Below are 16,431 nucleotides of genomic sequence, written 5' to 3'. Positions count from 1 at the left end.
TGGCGTGGAAATCATCACGAGCTGTCTCGACGGCCCGCAATGTGGTCGCGTGGGCAACTGGGACGATCACGCGGTCAATCATCATGTCTTCGACGCCTTGCGCTTTCGAGCCGGTGCCTTTGATCAGTCCGTGTCGGCATTGATCGAGGACGTGCATGCTCGTGGTCTGCACAAGCGCGTCCTTGTCGTCGTTAGCGGTGAGTTTGGGCGCACGCCGAAGATCAGTCATGTGGCCAGCTCGGGCGCCGGAGAGGCCAGCGCCGCCGCAGGCATCGTGCAGCCAGGACGAGATCACTGGCCGCGTGCCTTTACCAATTTATGGGCCGGTGGTGGTCTGCAAACCGGTGGCGTCATTGGTGCCAGTGACAAGCGTGGTGAAGAAGTGGTCGAGAATGCGTGCAGTCCGCATGATTTCCTCGCCACCATCTATCACCATCTCGGCATCGACTCCGGCAAGGAGACGATCAATGATTTCGCGGGACGCCCCACACCCATCGTGCCGAATGGCCGGCCGATTCGTGGATTGATCCGAATTTGAGAAGCTTGCCCTGCGGCACATCCCCTTCGGCATCCATCCACGTCTCAAGCTTGCCGACTTCTGCTTTGGCGGATGAACTCACAGGGATGCCCCAGGCATCGAAGTGAAAGGGGCAGGTGATTCAAATGGCGAGATTCCAGTTTTTAGAGTCTGGGGAGCCCCAGGAAGATTGGCCGTCCCGTCTCAGCCGAACAAAACTTACTGATTGAAGATGAACTGCCGGGTGTTGATCAGTGCGTAGATCAGGTCCTCCATGGTGCTGAGGCCTTTGTCCTGGGCCTGAAGGCAAAGGCCCTTTTCCCTGGCGGTGGGCTTGCGGGAAAGCACGGCCATGTAAGCGGCGTCGATTTTTTCGTGGGCAGACTGGGCCTTGCCCACGGTGAGCATGAGCTGGCTGTAGCGGTGAAGGATCTGCGGCAGAAGCTCTCCATTCATCAATGCCAGGGCCTGGGGAACGGAGGCATCACTGTTGCTGTTCTCAATGATTTCCCGGTCGCTCTGGCCAAATTCGCGCAGGTAATGGCCGCGCGGGGCGGGGCTTTCGATTTCCGCCGCGCGCAGCCACTGCCGGGACTGCTGGCCCCGCGAACGAAAGTAGTCCCGCCACTGCCTCCGGGGGATGGCATAGTACATGGCCTCTTCCGTCCAAGCCTTGATCTCAGCTTCGGCGGCCTCCGCCTTGGTCGGCTTGGTCTTGCCATCCCCAGGGGCCATGGTGAGCCCGCCCTCGGCAGCACCGGCCGCCTGCATTTCGGCAGTGGGGGCGGCTGGAATCGGAACGTCCCGTTTGGGTTCATCAGCAAGGGGCTCCCAGGGCTTGCCGGTGACCTTTTCGAACAGCTTTTTTTGGCCGGGAATGATCACTTCCGCCATGACGGTGCGGCGGGCATGGCTGTAAAGGTCGGTGATCTCACGGTTGATGGATTTGATTTTCGCCTGGCAAGCAGCAGCGTGGGCGGTGGCCGCCTGTTTTTCAGGTCCGGTGGCTGTGGCGGCGATGGATTGGTGTTTTTTGGCCTCATCGCTGGCCTCTGCCAACCGTTTCTGCATGGCCTCCAAACCTTCCGGCTGCTCCTGGTACATCTTGGCGGCCACTTGAATGCTCTTGAACGTCTCCGCCGGATCGGCGACCTTTTCCACAGCCAGCCTGCGCTGCTCCCAGACTTCGTGGGTGGTCATGTTTAGCATGTCGGGATTCGGGTTGATCAGCGTCACGAAGCTGTCCCACAGTTGCTCGGCTGTCATGCGGCGCAGCACCGGGCCCGTGAAGTGGCAGGCAGTCCCGGCCGCCACCTCCTCGTGGGAGGCCTGGCGCTGGTAGGTGCTCGTGTTGAAAAGGATGCGCAGAAACACCTTCATGTCGTAATTCAGGCGCACCATCAGCTTTTCAAGATGGCTCAACAGTTCGGGATTCACCGCCATGGTATTGTCCGTGAGATCGTCGAGCGGCTCGATCAGGGCGAGGCCGAAGGCCTTTTTCCACAGGCGATTGACCACGACCTTGTTGAAGCGGTCGTTATCGGGATTCGCCAGCCAGCGTGCGTAGGCCTGAACCCGTGTTTCACCTGGCAGAGGAGTACAGGCATGGCCCATCATGGCTGCCGGTTTCACGACGGATTTGGGCTTCGCATCGTCATACTTGTAATCCGGTGGCAGAGTGAGCTTGCGCTTCTCGTCAAAGGTCACCTTGGGGTAGCTCCCGATGCCGCGAGGCTCGCTCATGGCCTGATTGTATAAACCCTCAGCCTGTCGCAAGGCTTCCTCAGCCGCCAGGCGTGCCCGCCCCACATCTGCCACCTCCGTCCAGTAAGCGCGTTGGTCGGCCTCGGTGGTCGGGTTTTTGGGCCATTCAGGCAGTTTGAACGTGGTGCGAATGGCCATGCCTTGATCACGCAGAAGGTCGCTGATGCCGCCCGCGAAACTGCCGCCGGAGTCTCTGATCTCCACGCCAAAGGTGAAGGCCGCCATCTCGTAGAACTGCCTCTGGGTCCACTTGTCGAAGGGGTGATTGTGGCACTGGGCGCATTCGATGCGGGTGCCCAGGAAGACGCGCAACGTGCTCGCCATGTTGTCCAAGGGCATGCCACGATCACGTGTGTAGTAGCCAATCGCCCCATCGGACCAGGCCTTGCCATCTCCGGCGACCATCTCCCGCACGAACACGTCATACGGCTTGTTGCTGCGCAGCGCATCCTTGATGAAATGAACATACGCGGGGCCTGTTCGCTGGCCCTTGGATTGCACACGCAGCACGTCCGCCCAGTAGTGGAAGTAGTTCAGCACATAGCCCTCGGAATCGAGGAGCTTGTCGATCAGTGCTGCACGCCTTCCTTCTTCTCTGGAAGCCAGAAACTCATCAGCCTCACGCGTGGTGGGAATGCGGCCCACCACATCCAGATAGATGCGGCGCACGAAAACACTGTCATCCGCCGGGGCATTGGGCGTCAAGTTGTTAGCCGCCCAGTCCTTCGCCAGAAGCGCGTCAATTTCAGCGGCGGCGGCAGAAACTTTGGGGTCGGCCCGGGCGAGTGTCCCAAGCCAAAACGTGACGATGATTGAACACGCCAGGAGGCTTTTCATGCAATGTGAAACGCAGGATCAAGCCCTGGTGTTGCAAATGGCAAGGTTCCTGTGTTTAGACGGCCCTTGAGCCATGCCCAGACAGGTCCGCCTTCAGTCTCCGGGAGCGCTTGATCATGTGACGGCGCGGGGTGAGCGACGGGAGGAGATTGACCGGGATGATGAGGACCGGCGGAGGTTTCTGGAGGCGCAGGAGAAAGTCTTGCCCGGATCACGGAAGCTGCTCAAACGGCGACGTGAGATCGCTGAAAGCGAGCGCCTGGATTTCTGGAATTCCGCAAAATGAAACACCTGCCCCTTTTTCATGGCCGATGGCTGCGGCTACTCTTTCACGTCTTCCACGGCATCGCGGATTTTTTCGCCGGGGCGCTGGTCGAGCACGTCGTCGATTTTGTCGCCAATCTTCTCCCCGGTGGTTTTTTTGCGGCAGGCAGGCAGGGCGGCCAGAGTGATGAGAAGGAGTGGCAGGAGGAGGAGGGAGGTTTTCATGAGGTTGAAGAGAGGTAAGCTTTGAATGAGGGGAAAGGCGGGGCCGGGCTAGCTGATGTTTAAGTCCTTGCGAGCGACGGCGATGGAGATGGCGTAGCCGCCCATGACATCGATGAGCGACATGATGCCCAGGAGAAGGAAGACATTGGTGCCAGCCCCGGCGACGACGAGGAACTCGACGATGAAGATGATGAACACGAGCATGGAGAGGAGGTGCTCCAGAGTGGAGTTCTGGGTGGTGCGGGTGGACTTCAGGATTTCGATGAAAAGCAGGGCGAGACCGCTGGCGACCATGACCTCATTCCAGCCTGCGGACCAGGCCGCGCCGGAGATGAGGTGGGCACTCCATAGCGGCTGCTCTTGGGCAAGCCGGAAGTCGTGTCCCATGGCAAGGGCTGCATTGTAGGCCAGCAGTGCGAGCGCGAGCATGGGGAGGCTGCGAATGATGCCGGGCCTGGCGCGCGGGGGGAGGTCAGAAAGCGAAGACATGGCGGAAGGGGAAACTGGGGAATGAGAGTGCCGCAGGAACCCGGCGCGGGCCATGGGGTGAAGACCCCACCGAGTGGAGCGGCTGCCAGCAAAGCCGATGGGTGCAGGCCGGAGCACGGGGGATGGATGAGTCTGCAGACTCTTCCGAAAACAGAAAAGGTGACAGCAGCGCTGAAGTCAGCGCCACTGCCACCGTTTTGCAGGGGGGGGGGCCTGCAGATCTCTTTTTCAAGAGTGATCCAGTGACGGCAGCCGAGTATTCAATGTCTCCCGAACGTTGAGATACTCAGCCGCCGCTTCCACGTAGTGTTACTTGGAATGAAGTTCCTTGGCCTTGTCGTGATGGGCCTTGAGGGTAGGAATGATTTTGTCAGCGAAGGCCTTCACGTCGGCGTCCTTTGACCCCTTCGAGATGTCTTCAAAAGCACCGAGGCATTTTTTGTGGCTGCTGACGACTTCACCGAGGTATTCCTTGTCGAACTCAGCGCCGCTGAACTTTTCCAGCTTCTGGAAGGTGCCGGCGTCTTTCGGATCGATGACGGCGGAAAGGTCCACATTCTTATTGGTCGCGAGCATCTTGAGTTCCTCGTTCACCTTTGTGTGGTCGGTGACGAGCATTTCGGCGAAGGCCTTGACCTCAGCATTTTCAGCTTTCTTCACCGCCAGACCGGCGATTTTCACTTCAGCCATGCCGTCAGCAGCACTGTGCTTGATGAATTTCACTTCATCCGAGGTCAGGCCGCTTTTGTTGTCTTCGGCACGGCTTTGTCCGCCGAGGAATAGCAGCCCGCACATGGCGAGGGTGGCGGAGGAAAAGAGGGTGAAGGATAGGGTTTTCATGTTTGTTTGGTTTGGGTTGATGGCGTCCTTGGTGGAGTCATCGGTGTCATGCTAGGCGGGGCCTGCTGAATGCTCCATGGGGTGAAACACCACTCTTTAAGTTAGCGGCTGGGCACCCCGGAAGATCTCCAGAGCATGATCGAAGACCTCCACCCGCCGATGGACCTCCCGACACTCCTGGATGGGAATGGTGTGGCACGTCGAGCGCAGGCAGCAGGCAGCGCTTTACTTCGTCCCGAGAAACTGATCCCGCCCTAGCGCGAGGGCTTTGGCTTCCACCCGACCGGGCTCAGGTTCACGAGAAGAACTCGACCCCAGGATGGCTCGCCGCCGTGGGAACGATGGCAAAGGTATTCCCGTAGTCGGACATAAAGTCCGCCGAATCGGTCGCGCCGAGGCCCCCGTCGATCAGGATGGAAGAGCCAAAGACACAGCCAAAGGTCGCTCCGCCACCGCTGCGCCCGCCGATGAAGTAATCGATATCTCCTGTGCCCAGCAGCACCTTCACGGCGCCGGCAAAGACACTGGTGCGGGTGGAGCCCGCCACGGTGTTGTCAAAAGTCACGCCATCGTTGCCAGCGCCCGTGTCCACGAAAATCGTGGAAGCCAGCGAGACATCGTCCAGCCGCAGGCTGGCACCGGCCACGCCATTCACCTTCAGACTGACAGCCCCGGAGACGAGAGTGTCTTCCATGACAAAGAACTCCGCGTTGGTGGCTGTGGAGCTGACATTCAGCCCGCCCAGGAGCCGGCATTTCTGCAGCATGACTTCGGAGGCATTCCCAGCCGCCATCGTGGCATTCACAGCACCGATGATCGCCAGCTCATCGGCCCCGGCATTGCTGTGCAGGCGCAGGCTGTCGTCTCCAGTGCCTCCCACGTAAGTCAGCGCACCGATGTTACCACCCGAGGTCGGTTGGACATAAAGTTGATTGTTACCAGCCCCTGCGGTCACCTTCAGCAGGCCGACCACCTTCACATCAGTGGAGGTGAACTCGATGGCATCATTGCCCTTGCCTGCGGTGAAGGTGGCGCCGCCATTGATCACCGCCTGACCCGACGTCGTGACGTAGAAAGCATTGTTGCCATCTCCCAGCGTCACATTTGTGACGCCCAAGAAAACATCACTTCCCCCAAGCATCACGACATCATCTCCGCTGCCGCCCGTGTAGGTAAAGGCACCCGTCCTCAGGGTGCCGAGATCAGACGTGGAAATACTATTCGCGCCCCCCCCAGCGGCAAAATTCAGTCCCCCATGGAGGAACAAAGAGCCCTTCATCGATAGCGCGGATAGACCATTGCCCGCAGTCAGCTTGGTCAACCCGGCGACCGTCACAGAGTCTCCCAGCCCCCCACCCAGAAAGATCAGCGAATTACCGCTGCCGACGCTGATGGTCAGGGAGCCCTGGATCAAGACATCCATCCCTTGGACCCCCACAAAAGCCCCCTCAGACGCCGAATTCAGGCCCGTGATCTTCACATTGCCAGACACCTTGGAGCCTGTGCCCAGCTCGCCCTCCAGAACTCCCGTGCCCATATCAATGTTGACGTTTTTGCCAGCATTCAGACTTTTCAGCAAAAAGCCATCCATGCCCGTGCCGCCTTTGATGTTCAGGTCACCGCTGAGCGTCAGGTCTTCTGAGAAAACGATGTCTGTCCCAGCCCCGCCATCAAAAGTAGCGCTCTCACCGATCAACACTTGGTTCAGCGTCAGCTTGTCATCGCCATCGCCGCCCAAGAGGGAAAAGCTTCCCGAGACCGCCGCCATCACGAACGAGATCTCATCATTCCCGCCCCCCAGGTTTCCTTTGACCGAGGTGGGCGCTTGGATCGTCGTTGCGAAGCCCTGGCTGACGCCATTCACTTTGATCTCCGTATCCGCAGCCCCCACGTTGTCAGAGACCGCCCAGCCATAATCTCCCGTCAGGCTAAACAAGAGCTCATTCGCCCCGCCATCCCCCGTGATCGTCAGCACGCCATTCGCCAGCGTGAGATTCACCACTCCCGCAGGAGCGATCTTGGATTCCAGAACTTCGAGCACCGAGGAATGAGAGGGATGAACAACAGCTTGTTTCATAGCGCCTCCGTCCTACCACAAACTGCACTCCAGGAAAAGCCCGCAGTTGTTTTGTGAAAGGGGTCGCCCCGCTGCGTGGCTTTTATCTCCCGAGAAACTGATCCCGCCCGAGGGCCAGGGCTTCGATCTTCCGGTCGGCGATGCTGCGCTTCAGCATCCAGAAGCCGCAGTCGGGGTGGATGAACTGCACGCGGCCGCTGCCGAGGACTTTTTCGGCGCTTTCGATCCGGCGGGCGATCTCGTCGGCGGACTCGATGTGGTTGACCTTGATGTCCACGACGCCGAGGCCGACGCCGATCCTGGGGTCGAGGTCGCGCAGGGCATCGAGATCTGAGCCGGGGCGGTGGGCGAGCTCGAGCACGAGGTGATCGGCACGCAGGCTGTTCAGGAAGGTGATGAGCGCGGCCCATTCGCCGCGCTGGATGCTCTGGCCGCCGTAGTTGCCGAAGCAGAAGTGGACGGCTTTTTTCACCTTCACGGCATCGAGCACGTGGTTGATGGCGCGGGCGGCGAGGGGGGCATCGGCGGGATTGCCGGGGATGTTGGCTTCATCCACCTGCACGCAGTCGCAGCGCAGGTCCGCAGCCTGCGCCGCGAGGGCATCGGCCACGGCCAGGGTGAGGGCCTCGAAGTCGTGGTAGTGCTCGTCCAGCAGGGTGCGGGCGAGCATGTAGGGACTGGTGAGGGTGAACTTGAAGGCGCCGCCGGAGACGCGTGCGGCACGGGTGCAGTCTTCGGGGAGATTCAGCACGCCCTCGGTGATGGCGCTGCGGACGATGGCGGCGGGTTTGGCGCGGAAGCCCATCTCCTGCTTGGCGCGGAACTTCGCGGAGTCCTCCCGCCCGACGCGGGCATCGCAGCCGCCGAGCTTGTGGACGAAGTATTCGATCATGCCGTTCGTGTCCGGGTGGTTCACATCGAAGCGATACAGTTCGCCATCGGTCGGCAGGTCGATCCCGGCCTGACGCTGGGTGTCAAAGACGACGCGGGTGGCATCAATCACGGCCTGCTCGCTGGGCAGCGCCGCCAGCCAGTCAGGCACAGGGTAGGAACCGACGGTGGTGGTGAGGATGGAGGGCTGGGACATGGGCGCAGCCTAAACAGACGATGTCCTGACTGGCGAGCCGCGGCTCTGATTGTCCAAAGCCGGGCCGGTTTGCTCCAAGGCGCACCTTTGACAATCCACCTGCGCCCGCCAACCTGAGGGCCATGTCTGACGCCCCACTGCTCCGCACTCCGCTGTATGAAAATCACCTCGCCCTCGGGGCGAAGATGGTGCCCTTCGCGGGCTGGGAGATGCCGGTGCAATACACGGGCATCGTGCCGGAGCATCAGGCCGTGCGGAAGGCCGCGGGCGTCTTTGACATCTCCCACATGGGGCAATTCATCGTCAGTGGTGAAGGCGCGCTGGCTTTCCTGAATCGCGCGCTGACGAATGATGTCGCGAAGCTGGAACTCGGCCAGGGGCAGTACTCGCTGATGCTGAATGAGGCAGGCGGAGTGATCGACGACCTCATCCTCTACCGCACGAGCTCGCGTGAGTTTTTCCTCGTGGTGAATGCCTCGAAGATCGACGAAGACTGGGCGCATCTGCGCAGCCTGCTCACGCCTGAAGAGGAAGTGCAGATGGCGAACCTGAGCGAATGCACAGCGGGCATCGCCATCCAGGGGCCGAAGAGTCGCGCGGTGTTTGAGAAGGTCTTCGGCGAAGCGGCTCCTTTCCCACCGCACAACAGCATCTTTGTCTCCGCCGATGAAGAGGGCTTCATGTGGCTCTGCGGCACGGGTTACACAGGCGAGGAGGGCTTTGAGTTCTTCCTGCCTGCCAAGAACGGCCCGGCTTTCTTCGACAAGCTCGTCGCTGCGGCTCGTGAGGAAGGTGGCGCTGTCTGTGGACTCGGCTCACGCGATACGCTGCGCCTCGAAATGGGCTACCCGCTGAATGGCAACGACCTCGCGCCAGACAAGACGCCGCTCCAGGCAGGCCTCGGTTTCTTCGTGGCGATGGAGAAGCCCGAGTTCATCGGCAAAGCCGCGCTCGCCGCTCAAAAAGCCGCCGGTTTGCCGAGCAAGCTCGCCGCTTTCAAAATGATCGGTACCGCTCCACTACCGCGCCCGCATTATCCCATCGCCGTTGGCGGGGAGATCGTCAGTGAAGTCGCCAGCGGCACCCAATCCCCCAGCCTCAGCACGGGCATCGGCATGGCCTATCTGCCGACAGCTGCCGCAAAGATCGGCACGCAAATCGAGATCGAGATCCGCGGCCGGAAGTTCCCCGCCGAGGTGGTGAAGAAGCCATTTTATCGAAAGGAAGCATGATCTCTGTGACTGGTTTCGCACCTTGCGAAAGCGGTCTTCAGACGCGATGTATCAGACCCCATGCAAGAAGCCAAAAACACCGCCCGCTCACTGGTCCGTCTGGGTTACGACGGCAAGGTGTACAAGACTTTCCGTGGGCACATGGCGAAGGAGCGCTTTGATCACGAACTGCGCGTGCTGAAGTATCTGGAGAAGCAGGGCTGCAACTTCGTGCCGCGCGTCATCGAAGCAGATGAGGCCACGCTGCATCTCGTGACGACGAACTGCGGCAAGCGTGTGGAGCATCTCGGCGAAGACAAGCTGCGCCAGATCTACGCGGAGCTGGAGCAGTATGGCGTGCGCCATGAAGACCCCTACACGCGCAATGTGACCTACGATGCGAGGCTGGGCCGCTTCTGCCTGATCGACTTCGAGTTCGCCACGATCCTAGATCAGCCCGACCTCGGGCCACCGCCACCTGATCCAGATCCGTTGAACATGGGGCCGCGCGGGTGGTAAACGCCTGTGGCAGGAAAAGATAAGAGGTCCAATTTTCAGGTGATTACCTTCCCCGTTGCCATTCTTTCTTGGCCTCGTTCAGGAGTGAGCTAGGAAAATCAAGTTGGCGTATAACTAGGTCACATGGTATTCGGGCGGACTCATTTCTTATGACTTCCCCCCTGAATGCATCCCCCCAGAAATGCCTGGTTTTGTCGGTGCTGATCCTGGGCGTAATCTGTTCCCAGGTATTCGCTGCTTCCGATCAGGTAAGCTGGCGGAGTGTGAACACCGGGGCTGATTGGGCTCCCCCTCTGCAGCCCAAGTTTTTCATCAATGCCGTGGTCATGAGGGATGCGGACTCATTTTATGTGGGTGGGCGCTTCAGCAGTATTGGTGACATCACGACGCCCAATGTCGCGCTCTGGGATGGGGAAAGATGGCAGACACTGGGGGCAGGATTGGCCAGCACACCCGGGATTGTGGACACACTCGCGGTTCACCAAGGGGAGCTTTATGCCACAGGGAGCTTCACGCTTGATGGCAAATATGAGACAGCCGCAAAGTCGAATGGGAGCGTTTGGAGCGCGGTTCGGATTCACGAAGGTCCAATGGCAAAGCTTGTTCAGCTCTACTCCTATGAAAATGTGCTTTATGGCATGGCGAGCCAGACCGGCCTTAACACACAGATGATGATGCTAGAAGGTGGCGATGAATGGTCGCCGGTTGGAAGCGTCACCGGGAGCAGTCACTCCAGAATCCTGGCCATGTCAGAGGACCGGATTCTCATCAACAGGCTGGGCTGGGCGCTGAGCGTCTATCGCAAACAGCCGCTCGGATACTGGCAGGAGTCCCTCGCTCATGAAGCTACTTACATCCAGTCAGCGGCCATTCCAGATGCCTCGCCCTCTCTTTGGTCACCCACAGCTTTCGGGAGTGGCTCATACATGTGTGTGCAGGTTGCGGACCGATGGTACAGACTTGCCGGGCAGACTTCGGACATCCACCAAGTTGGCCAGGAGATTTACAGTTTCGGCTCGCTGCGGCTCGGAACCTACGAGTTCGAGAATCGTATTTTCCGCTGGTCGGGGCGGAGATTTTATCCGTTGTCATGGACTCCAGACGCTGCTGTGAAGCACATGACCGGAAGTGATAAGATGCTAGTGATGGCGGGTAATTTTGGCTCGGTGGATGGAGTGGCCTCACCCGGCATCATCGTGGGCACCTGGCAGCCGGAGACTCCGCCAGAGGCAGAGATCACCCGCCAGCCGACCTCGCACAGCGTCAAGACCGGACACCCCATCTGCCTGGCTGTCACAGCTTCCGGGAAAAGCCTGACTTATCAATGGTATGAGCTGGTGGGCGAGAATCAAAAACAGCTCATTCCAGGCGCCACGGGGCCTGAGTGCGAGGTGCCCGGATCAGCAGACGCCGCATCACGGTCATTCCAGGTGCGCATCACACATGAGGGAGGCATGCTCGATAGTGACGTGGCCGTGGTCCAGGTCACCTCGGAGGAAGGGGCACCTGAGGAGACGGTGCCGCCGCAGTCAGGCATTGTGCTTTCAGGACAGGACTGGGTTTTTGCGCCCAAGGTATCGGCCAGTCCTCTGGCGACCTTTGGCTGGTCGAGAAACGGCGTCGCACTCAGTTCCAAACAAGCGGCCCTAACCTTGAAGGCCGTGGCGTTCGATGGTGGCGGGGTGTTTCGCGCGAATGTATCCAATCCCGAAGGTTCCGTGGACCTCTCACCCGCCTATCTGGCCGTGGTGGTGGCACCGCCTGCCCTGGTGCGGGTGCTGGCTGGAAATGACGCGCTTCTACGCACAGTGGCCAAGGTTCCTCAAGACTGCTCCCTGAGCTACCAATGGCTGGTGGACGGGGAAGAGATACCGGGTGCCACCCAGTTTGAGTTGAAGCTCGAGTCCGTGATCATCCCTGACAATGGCGACTACACCTGCCGACTGACTTTGCAGAGTCCCGCTGGAAAACATACCCGCACCACGAATGTGACCCGTCTGCTGGTCACCCAGTCCCCGGTCGTGGAGGCAGTGTCGAATCAGGACCACTATGTTTTGTCGCCTGTGTCGCTTCAACTGGCCGCCTTCAGCCTGGAAACCGTTCGCTACACGGCCACGGGGCTGCCGCCAGGTCTGAAACTGGACCCCGCCAGCGGAAAAATCAGCGGCCTGCCCACGACACCACGACTCCTCAAAGGTGTGCCCATCCCTTACAAGGTGAAGGTCACGGCAAGCAACGCTGCCGGAGCGGCGGTGACCGAGTTTGACTGGCTTGTCCGTCCGCTGGATGCCATCAACGTGGGCACCTTTTATTCCGTCTTAGGTCCTCAGGCGACTATGAATTCCTACGAAGGAAAGCCGCCCTTGGAGCATGAGCTCGGCACCTCCGTCAGCCTCACCGCCACGGCCCTGGGCCGCTGCACAGGCTGGATCATACTCGCTGGTCAAAAGCTGACCTTTAGCGGCAGCATTGGTGGGAATTCCGAGCCTTACAGTGTACTTCACCACTGCAAATTCACGGTCCGCCGCAAGGCACCTCTGAGTGATGTGATTGTCCGTACGATGGTGGCCGGGGAAGGTTCGGGCTGGATGTGTCACGTATTTCTGGATGGCAAGGAATCCTGGGAGCAGATGATCCGCCCAACCGGCCTGCCGCCAGCCACGCCCGCAGGCCGGTATAATGTGCGTCTAAGCAAGCTGGACCCTGGCTCGCCATCACCTCCGCTGCGGATGGGAGACGGCTACGCCTCGTTGCAAGTGGCGCGCTCAGGCAGTATCACCTGGACCGGCAAACTCCCGGATGGCACCAGCTTCACTGGGGCCGGTTGGCATGGTGATGCTGGCGACGGCCTGAGCCGTGTCATGGTGCAGGTCTATACTCACAGGAACCGAGGCAGTTTTCTCACTGGCGGAGATTGCTTTATTGAAGGTGATCGCCTCTCCGGCACCACGATGTTTTACAAGGCTGAGACTCCGGGTGTGCGTGCCCTTCCCGCAGAAACACGGGCACCTATGCGCATGGAAGGCGGTCTCTTGCTCGCTAACGCCTACATGGGTTCTTTGGATTACGATTTCACTCCGGGTCCTATCCCGGTGATCATCCGAGGCTCGGAGCATTTCTATTTCAGTGTGGATCTCACACAAGACCCGCTGATGGGGCTGGTTTCGGAGCGCTTCAGATTCAAGTCAGGAGCGGCGAAGGCCCTCGATGATAATCTTCAAGCCATTCGCGTGACACTCAATCGCACCTCCGGTCTGGCCACCGGGGATTTTGTGTTGCGGGGAGAGACGGTGAAGACGGACCGAAAAGCTGCCTTTTCGGCGCTCATGGTCCCACTCAGCAATACCCCGCGTCGATGCACGGCCTACGGTTACCTCCTCCTCCCAGAGCTGCCGGATGCCGTCGGCGAAACCTTGCAGAACACGCCGCTTCATTCGGGGAACGTGCGGATGGATTAGTTAGGCTGCTCGAGGCCTGGTAAAAAGCACCCCTGCAGAACATGGATGCTACAACTGCTGACAATTTTCATCTCAAGCAAGTCCCCGGCCTGTGAATCCTGCCATTCCGTGTGGGCCACGTATTTCCCAACGAAGGCAATGACCTGATCAAGCGGAATCACTACTGACCCACACTCGAGTTTGTGGAAAGCAGTCTGACTTCCCGTTCCGGCAGCATGTAGAAACATGAGCTGCTCATTCATGATCTGGGCAATTTGAAGCGAACATCATTGCCTCGCGGCCCGTATTGCCGTTAGGTTTTTGTTTTTCCTTTGATGCGCCTGCTTCCAACCACATGCGCAGCGATCTTTCTGGGATTGCTGTCTTCGTTGCCGGCCCAGAACGAGTCGCGGCTCGTCTGGCAGCCGGTGCAGGAGTATTTCATTCATGCCCAGCCCGGGCGGCAGCCCATGCCGGTGGCTGGCAAGCGGCGGCTGAATTCCTTCACGGCCTACACGCATCTGGGCACGGACTTTGGCTTCATGGGGCCGGCGGAACATGACATCGAGTGGGAAAAGGATGAAGTCTGCGTGCATCTCGGGCAGGAGCCGGAGGCGTGGTCGGGCATGTGGCACAGTCTGGCGGGTCTGGCGCGTGAGTCACAGAAGTCGCTGAATTTCAACGCGGCATGGCCGACGCTCGTGAGTGCTGCACATCAGCCGAGGATCGCGAGCATGCGTGTGGATGCCCGTGGCAACGGACGTCTCAAGCTGGAGATCAAATCCGACCGGCAGGAGCTGCTATGGTCGTCCTTGATTGAGTTGGAGGCATCCACGCCACGCCCTGTGACTTTGGCGATCTCGCCCCTGGCCTGCACGAAGGCGAAACTCATCACCTGGATCGCGGAGCCTGGATCGGAAATCTGCGTCGATGCCCTGCATCTCGGCGTGGAGACAGCCGCAGTGCCCTTCGAGGAATATGTGGTCGCCGCCTCGTATGCCAAGCTGGCGCGTTGCTACGATGAGAGCTCCGGTTTCGTCAAAGATCGTGCGCATCTTGAGGACGGCGCCTTCGAGTCGCTCGCATCCACGGGGCTTTTTGCTCTCGCCACAGCGGCGGTTTCACAGCCGCCTTTGCAGATCGTGACGCCAGAGCAGGCACAGAAGACGCTGCGGCAGATTCATGCGGCGGTGAAGGCGCTGGACCGGCCCTCGGGCGTGCTGCCACACTTTGTGCGCCGCGGTGCCACAGGTTACATGATCCATCCCGGCACCGAGTACAGTACGGTGGACACGGCTTTGTATTACCACAGCCTACTGCTCGGCTCCGAGATGCTCGCGGATGCGGATCTGAAGGCGGAGATCATTTCCGCGGTGGATCAAATCGACTTCGCGAAGCTGCGGCTGCCAGACGGTGAGATCACCCATGGTCTGAAGGAAGATGGCCGCACCCTGCTGCCACATGGCTGGCGTGACTGGGGCGGTGAAACGGCGCTCGTGATGATGCTGCAAAACATCGTCGATGAAAACGCGCCGCGCCGGAAGATGGAGCGTCCCGGCCAAGCCTGGCAGGGCTCGGGCTTCATCACGGAGATGCAAAGCCTCTTTTACCCTGACTTCGACAGTGATGAGCCCGATGCCGTGGATGGCGTGCGCTGGAAAACAGCCCGTCAGCGAATGCTGCAAACGCAGAAGGACTACATCGCGCGCACCTGGCCTCACACACTCGCCGCCAAACTCGGCATCTATGGTCTGTCCGCAGGTGAGGGTTTGTATGGCGACTCCTATTACGTTGGCGGCACTGACTTGCCCGATCAGGCGGTGATTCACCCGCACTATGTCCTCATGTCTGCCGCGCTCGCGGACTCGACGGAGACTTACTCACTGCTGCGCCGGATGGAGAAGGCGGGCCTTTTCACTCCCTGGGGCATGGTGGAGACAGCATCCGTCACGGGGAAAAGTTATCTCGCGATGAATGGCTCCCTCAATGCCGGATTCGAGACCCTGGGTGCCTATCATTTGTTGGCCAAACACCGCCATCTGCCGAATGCCATCTATGGTGCGAGCCGCCAGTCCCAGGAACTTCGCCGTGCGGCGCAGCTTTTCTACCCAAGGGTTCAAGGCAGCGTGCCCGTAAATTCGAGCGCCGCTTCGGAATGAGGATGAACGCGCAAAATCGGCGCGAATCTTGCCTCAAAGTCTTTCTGTTCACGGGATTGGAACCCTGTTACCTCTTCATTCCCACTTTCAGTCCAGCTCCCACTCAAACATGAAACTCAAGCTCAACCTCGACGATTTCCGCGTGCCTGATGGCAGACCGTTCCGCATCGCCAAAGCGAAGACGAAGGTGAAGAAGCTCTACACGGATGATGCGCACTACGAGGAGTTGATCGAGCAGTTCCGCGTGGAGATCGATGACCTCCAGCAGAAGATGTATGCGCAGGACCGGCAGGGACTTCTTTTGATCTTTCAGGCCATGGATGCGGCTGGCAAGGACAGCACCATCAAGCATGTGATGAGTGGTGTGAACACGCAGGGGGTCGAAAGCCATGCTTTCAAACGGCCCACCGATGATGAACTCGACCACGACTTCCTCTGGCGCACCACGCGAGTGATGCCGCCACGCGGAAGGATCGGCATTTTCAACCGCAGCTACTATGAGGAGGTGCTGGTCTGCCGGGTGCATCCCGAGATCGTCACGAAGATCCAACGCCTGCCTGCGAAGACGACGAAGAATATCGACAAGCTCTTCAAGGATCGTCTCAAGGACATCCGCAACTTCGAGGAGTACTCCGACCGCAACGGCATCCGCATCGTGAAGTTCTTCCTGCATGTCTCGAAGGAAGAGCAGAAGAAGCGCTTTCTGGCGCGCATCGATACGCCGAGCAAAAACTGGAAGTTCGAAGAGGGCGATGTGAAGGAGCGCGGCTACTGGAAAGAGTATCAGGAAGCCTATGAAGACGCCATCCGCGCCACCGGAACCGACGACTGCCCTTGGTATGTCGTTCCAGCCGATGACAAAAAGAACATGCGACTCATCGTCAGTGCCGCCGTGCTCGCCGAGATGCAGACCATGAAACTGAAGTATCCCGAGCTGCCTAGTGAGCAGATCACTGAGCTTCAGGCCGCAAAGAAGCTGCTGCTGGCAGAGTAGCCGGTGTTTTC

Annotated in this window: 13 protein-coding genes; 7 read left to right on the top strand and 6 right to left on the bottom strand. The window is 59.6% G+C overall.

The features are described from left to right. Positions 1 to 538 (top strand): DUF1501 domain-containing protein (locus tag AC6FTP_RS05445; RefSeq protein ID WP_497205890.1); only part of this gene is annotated, 538 nt, incomplete at its 5' end. A 198-nt stretch (positions 539 to 736) separates the two neighbouring features. Here AC6FTP_RS05445 and AC6FTP_RS05440 read toward each other — a convergent pair. The 4 genes from AC6FTP_RS05440 to AC6FTP_RS05425 all read right to left on the bottom strand — a co-directional run bounded on the left by AC6FTP_RS05440 (position 737) and on the right by AC6FTP_RS05425 (position 4,936). Continuing rightward, a complete protein-coding gene (locus AC6FTP_RS05440) occupies positions 737 to 3,118 on the bottom strand; it encodes a DUF1549 domain-containing protein (protein ID WP_497205889.1) in 2,382 nt (793 codons plus the stop codon). A gap of 321 nt (positions 3,119 to 3,439) precedes the next feature. Continuing rightward, positions 3,440 to 3,607, bottom strand: a complete 168-nt coding sequence (locus AC6FTP_RS05435) for a hypothetical protein (RefSeq protein ID WP_497205888.1) — start codon at positions 3,605 to 3,607, stop codon at positions 3,440 to 3,442. Between the two features lie 48 nt (positions 3,608 to 3,655). Then, positions 3,656 to 4,096, bottom strand: a complete 441-nt coding sequence (locus AC6FTP_RS05430; protein WP_497205887.1) for a hypothetical protein — start codon at positions 4,094 to 4,096, stop codon at positions 3,656 to 3,658. Positions 4,097 to 4,405: 309 nt separating this feature from the next. Further along, positions 4,406 to 4,936, bottom strand: coding sequence for a DUF4142 domain-containing protein (locus tag AC6FTP_RS05425; RefSeq protein ID WP_497205886.1), 531 nt, complete (start codon positions 4,934 to 4,936; stop codon positions 4,406 to 4,408). A gap of 135 nt (positions 4,937 to 5,071) precedes the next feature. On the opposite strand from AC6FTP_RS05425, the gene AC6FTP_RS05420 reads away from it, so the two are divergent. Next, a complete protein-coding gene (locus AC6FTP_RS05420) occupies positions 5,072 to 5,194 on the top strand; it encodes a hypothetical protein (RefSeq protein ID WP_497205885.1) in 123 nt (40 codons plus the stop codon). A gap of 37 nt (positions 5,195 to 5,231) precedes the next feature. Here the strand turns inward: AC6FTP_RS05420 and AC6FTP_RS05415 are convergent, their stop codons facing one another. Together AC6FTP_RS05415 and AC6FTP_RS05410 are read right to left on the bottom strand one after the other, a co-directional pair. Next, positions 5,232 to 6,977 carry a beta strand repeat-containing protein gene (locus AC6FTP_RS05415; protein ID WP_497205884.1) on the bottom strand — a complete coding sequence of 582 codons (1,746 nt, stop codon included), beginning with the start codon at positions 6,975 to 6,977 and terminating at the stop codon, positions 5,232 to 5,234. 118 nt (positions 6,978 to 7,095) lie between these two features. Next, the gene (locus AC6FTP_RS05410; protein WP_497205883.1) at positions 7,096 to 8,100 is read right to left on the bottom strand and encodes a uroporphyrinogen decarboxylase/cobalamine-independent methonine synthase family protein; all 1,005 of its coding nucleotides are present in this window, start codon (positions 8,098 to 8,100) and stop codon (positions 7,096 to 7,098) included. Between the two features lie 122 nt (positions 8,101 to 8,222). On the opposite strand from AC6FTP_RS05410, the gene gcvT reads away from it, so the two are divergent. The 5 genes from gcvT to AC6FTP_RS05385 all read left to right on the top strand — a co-directional run bounded on the left by gcvT (position 8,223) and on the right by AC6FTP_RS05385 (position 16,420). Continuing rightward, positions 8,223 to 9,332, top strand: coding sequence for a glycine cleavage system aminomethyltransferase GcvT (gcvT, locus tag AC6FTP_RS05405; RefSeq protein ID WP_497205882.1), 1,110 nt, complete (start codon positions 8,223 to 8,225; stop codon positions 9,330 to 9,332). Between the two features lie 60 nt (positions 9,333 to 9,392). After that, a complete protein-coding gene (locus AC6FTP_RS05400; protein WP_497205881.1) occupies positions 9,393 to 9,830 on the top strand; it encodes a BUD32 family EKC/KEOPS complex subunit in 438 nt (145 codons plus the stop codon). A 590-nt stretch (positions 9,831 to 10,420) separates the two neighbouring features. Continuing rightward, the gene (locus AC6FTP_RS05395) at positions 10,421 to 13,288 is read left to right on the top strand and encodes an Ig domain-containing protein (RefSeq protein WP_497205880.1); all 2,868 of its coding nucleotides are present in this window, start codon (positions 10,421 to 10,423) and stop codon (positions 13,286 to 13,288) included. Between the two features lie 314 nt (positions 13,289 to 13,602). Continuing rightward, positions 13,603 to 15,426 (top strand): hypothetical protein, encoded by a 1,824-nt coding sequence (locus AC6FTP_RS05390; protein ID WP_497205879.1) that lies wholly within the window; start codon positions 13,603 to 13,605, stop codon positions 15,424 to 15,426. A gap of 109 nt (positions 15,427 to 15,535) precedes the next feature. After that, positions 15,536 to 16,420, top strand: a complete 885-nt coding sequence (locus AC6FTP_RS05385) for a polyphosphate kinase 2 family protein (RefSeq protein WP_497205878.1) — start codon at positions 15,536 to 15,538, stop codon at positions 16,418 to 16,420. Positions 16,421 to 16,431: the final 11 nt, after the last annotated feature.

Source organism: Prosthecobacter sp. (genome assembly GCF_044378005.1).
Lineage (GTDB): Bacteria > Verrucomicrobiota > Verrucomicrobiia > Verrucomicrobiales > Verrucomicrobiaceae > Prosthecobacter.
This window is presented reverse-complemented; position numbering and strand designations above follow the sequence as displayed.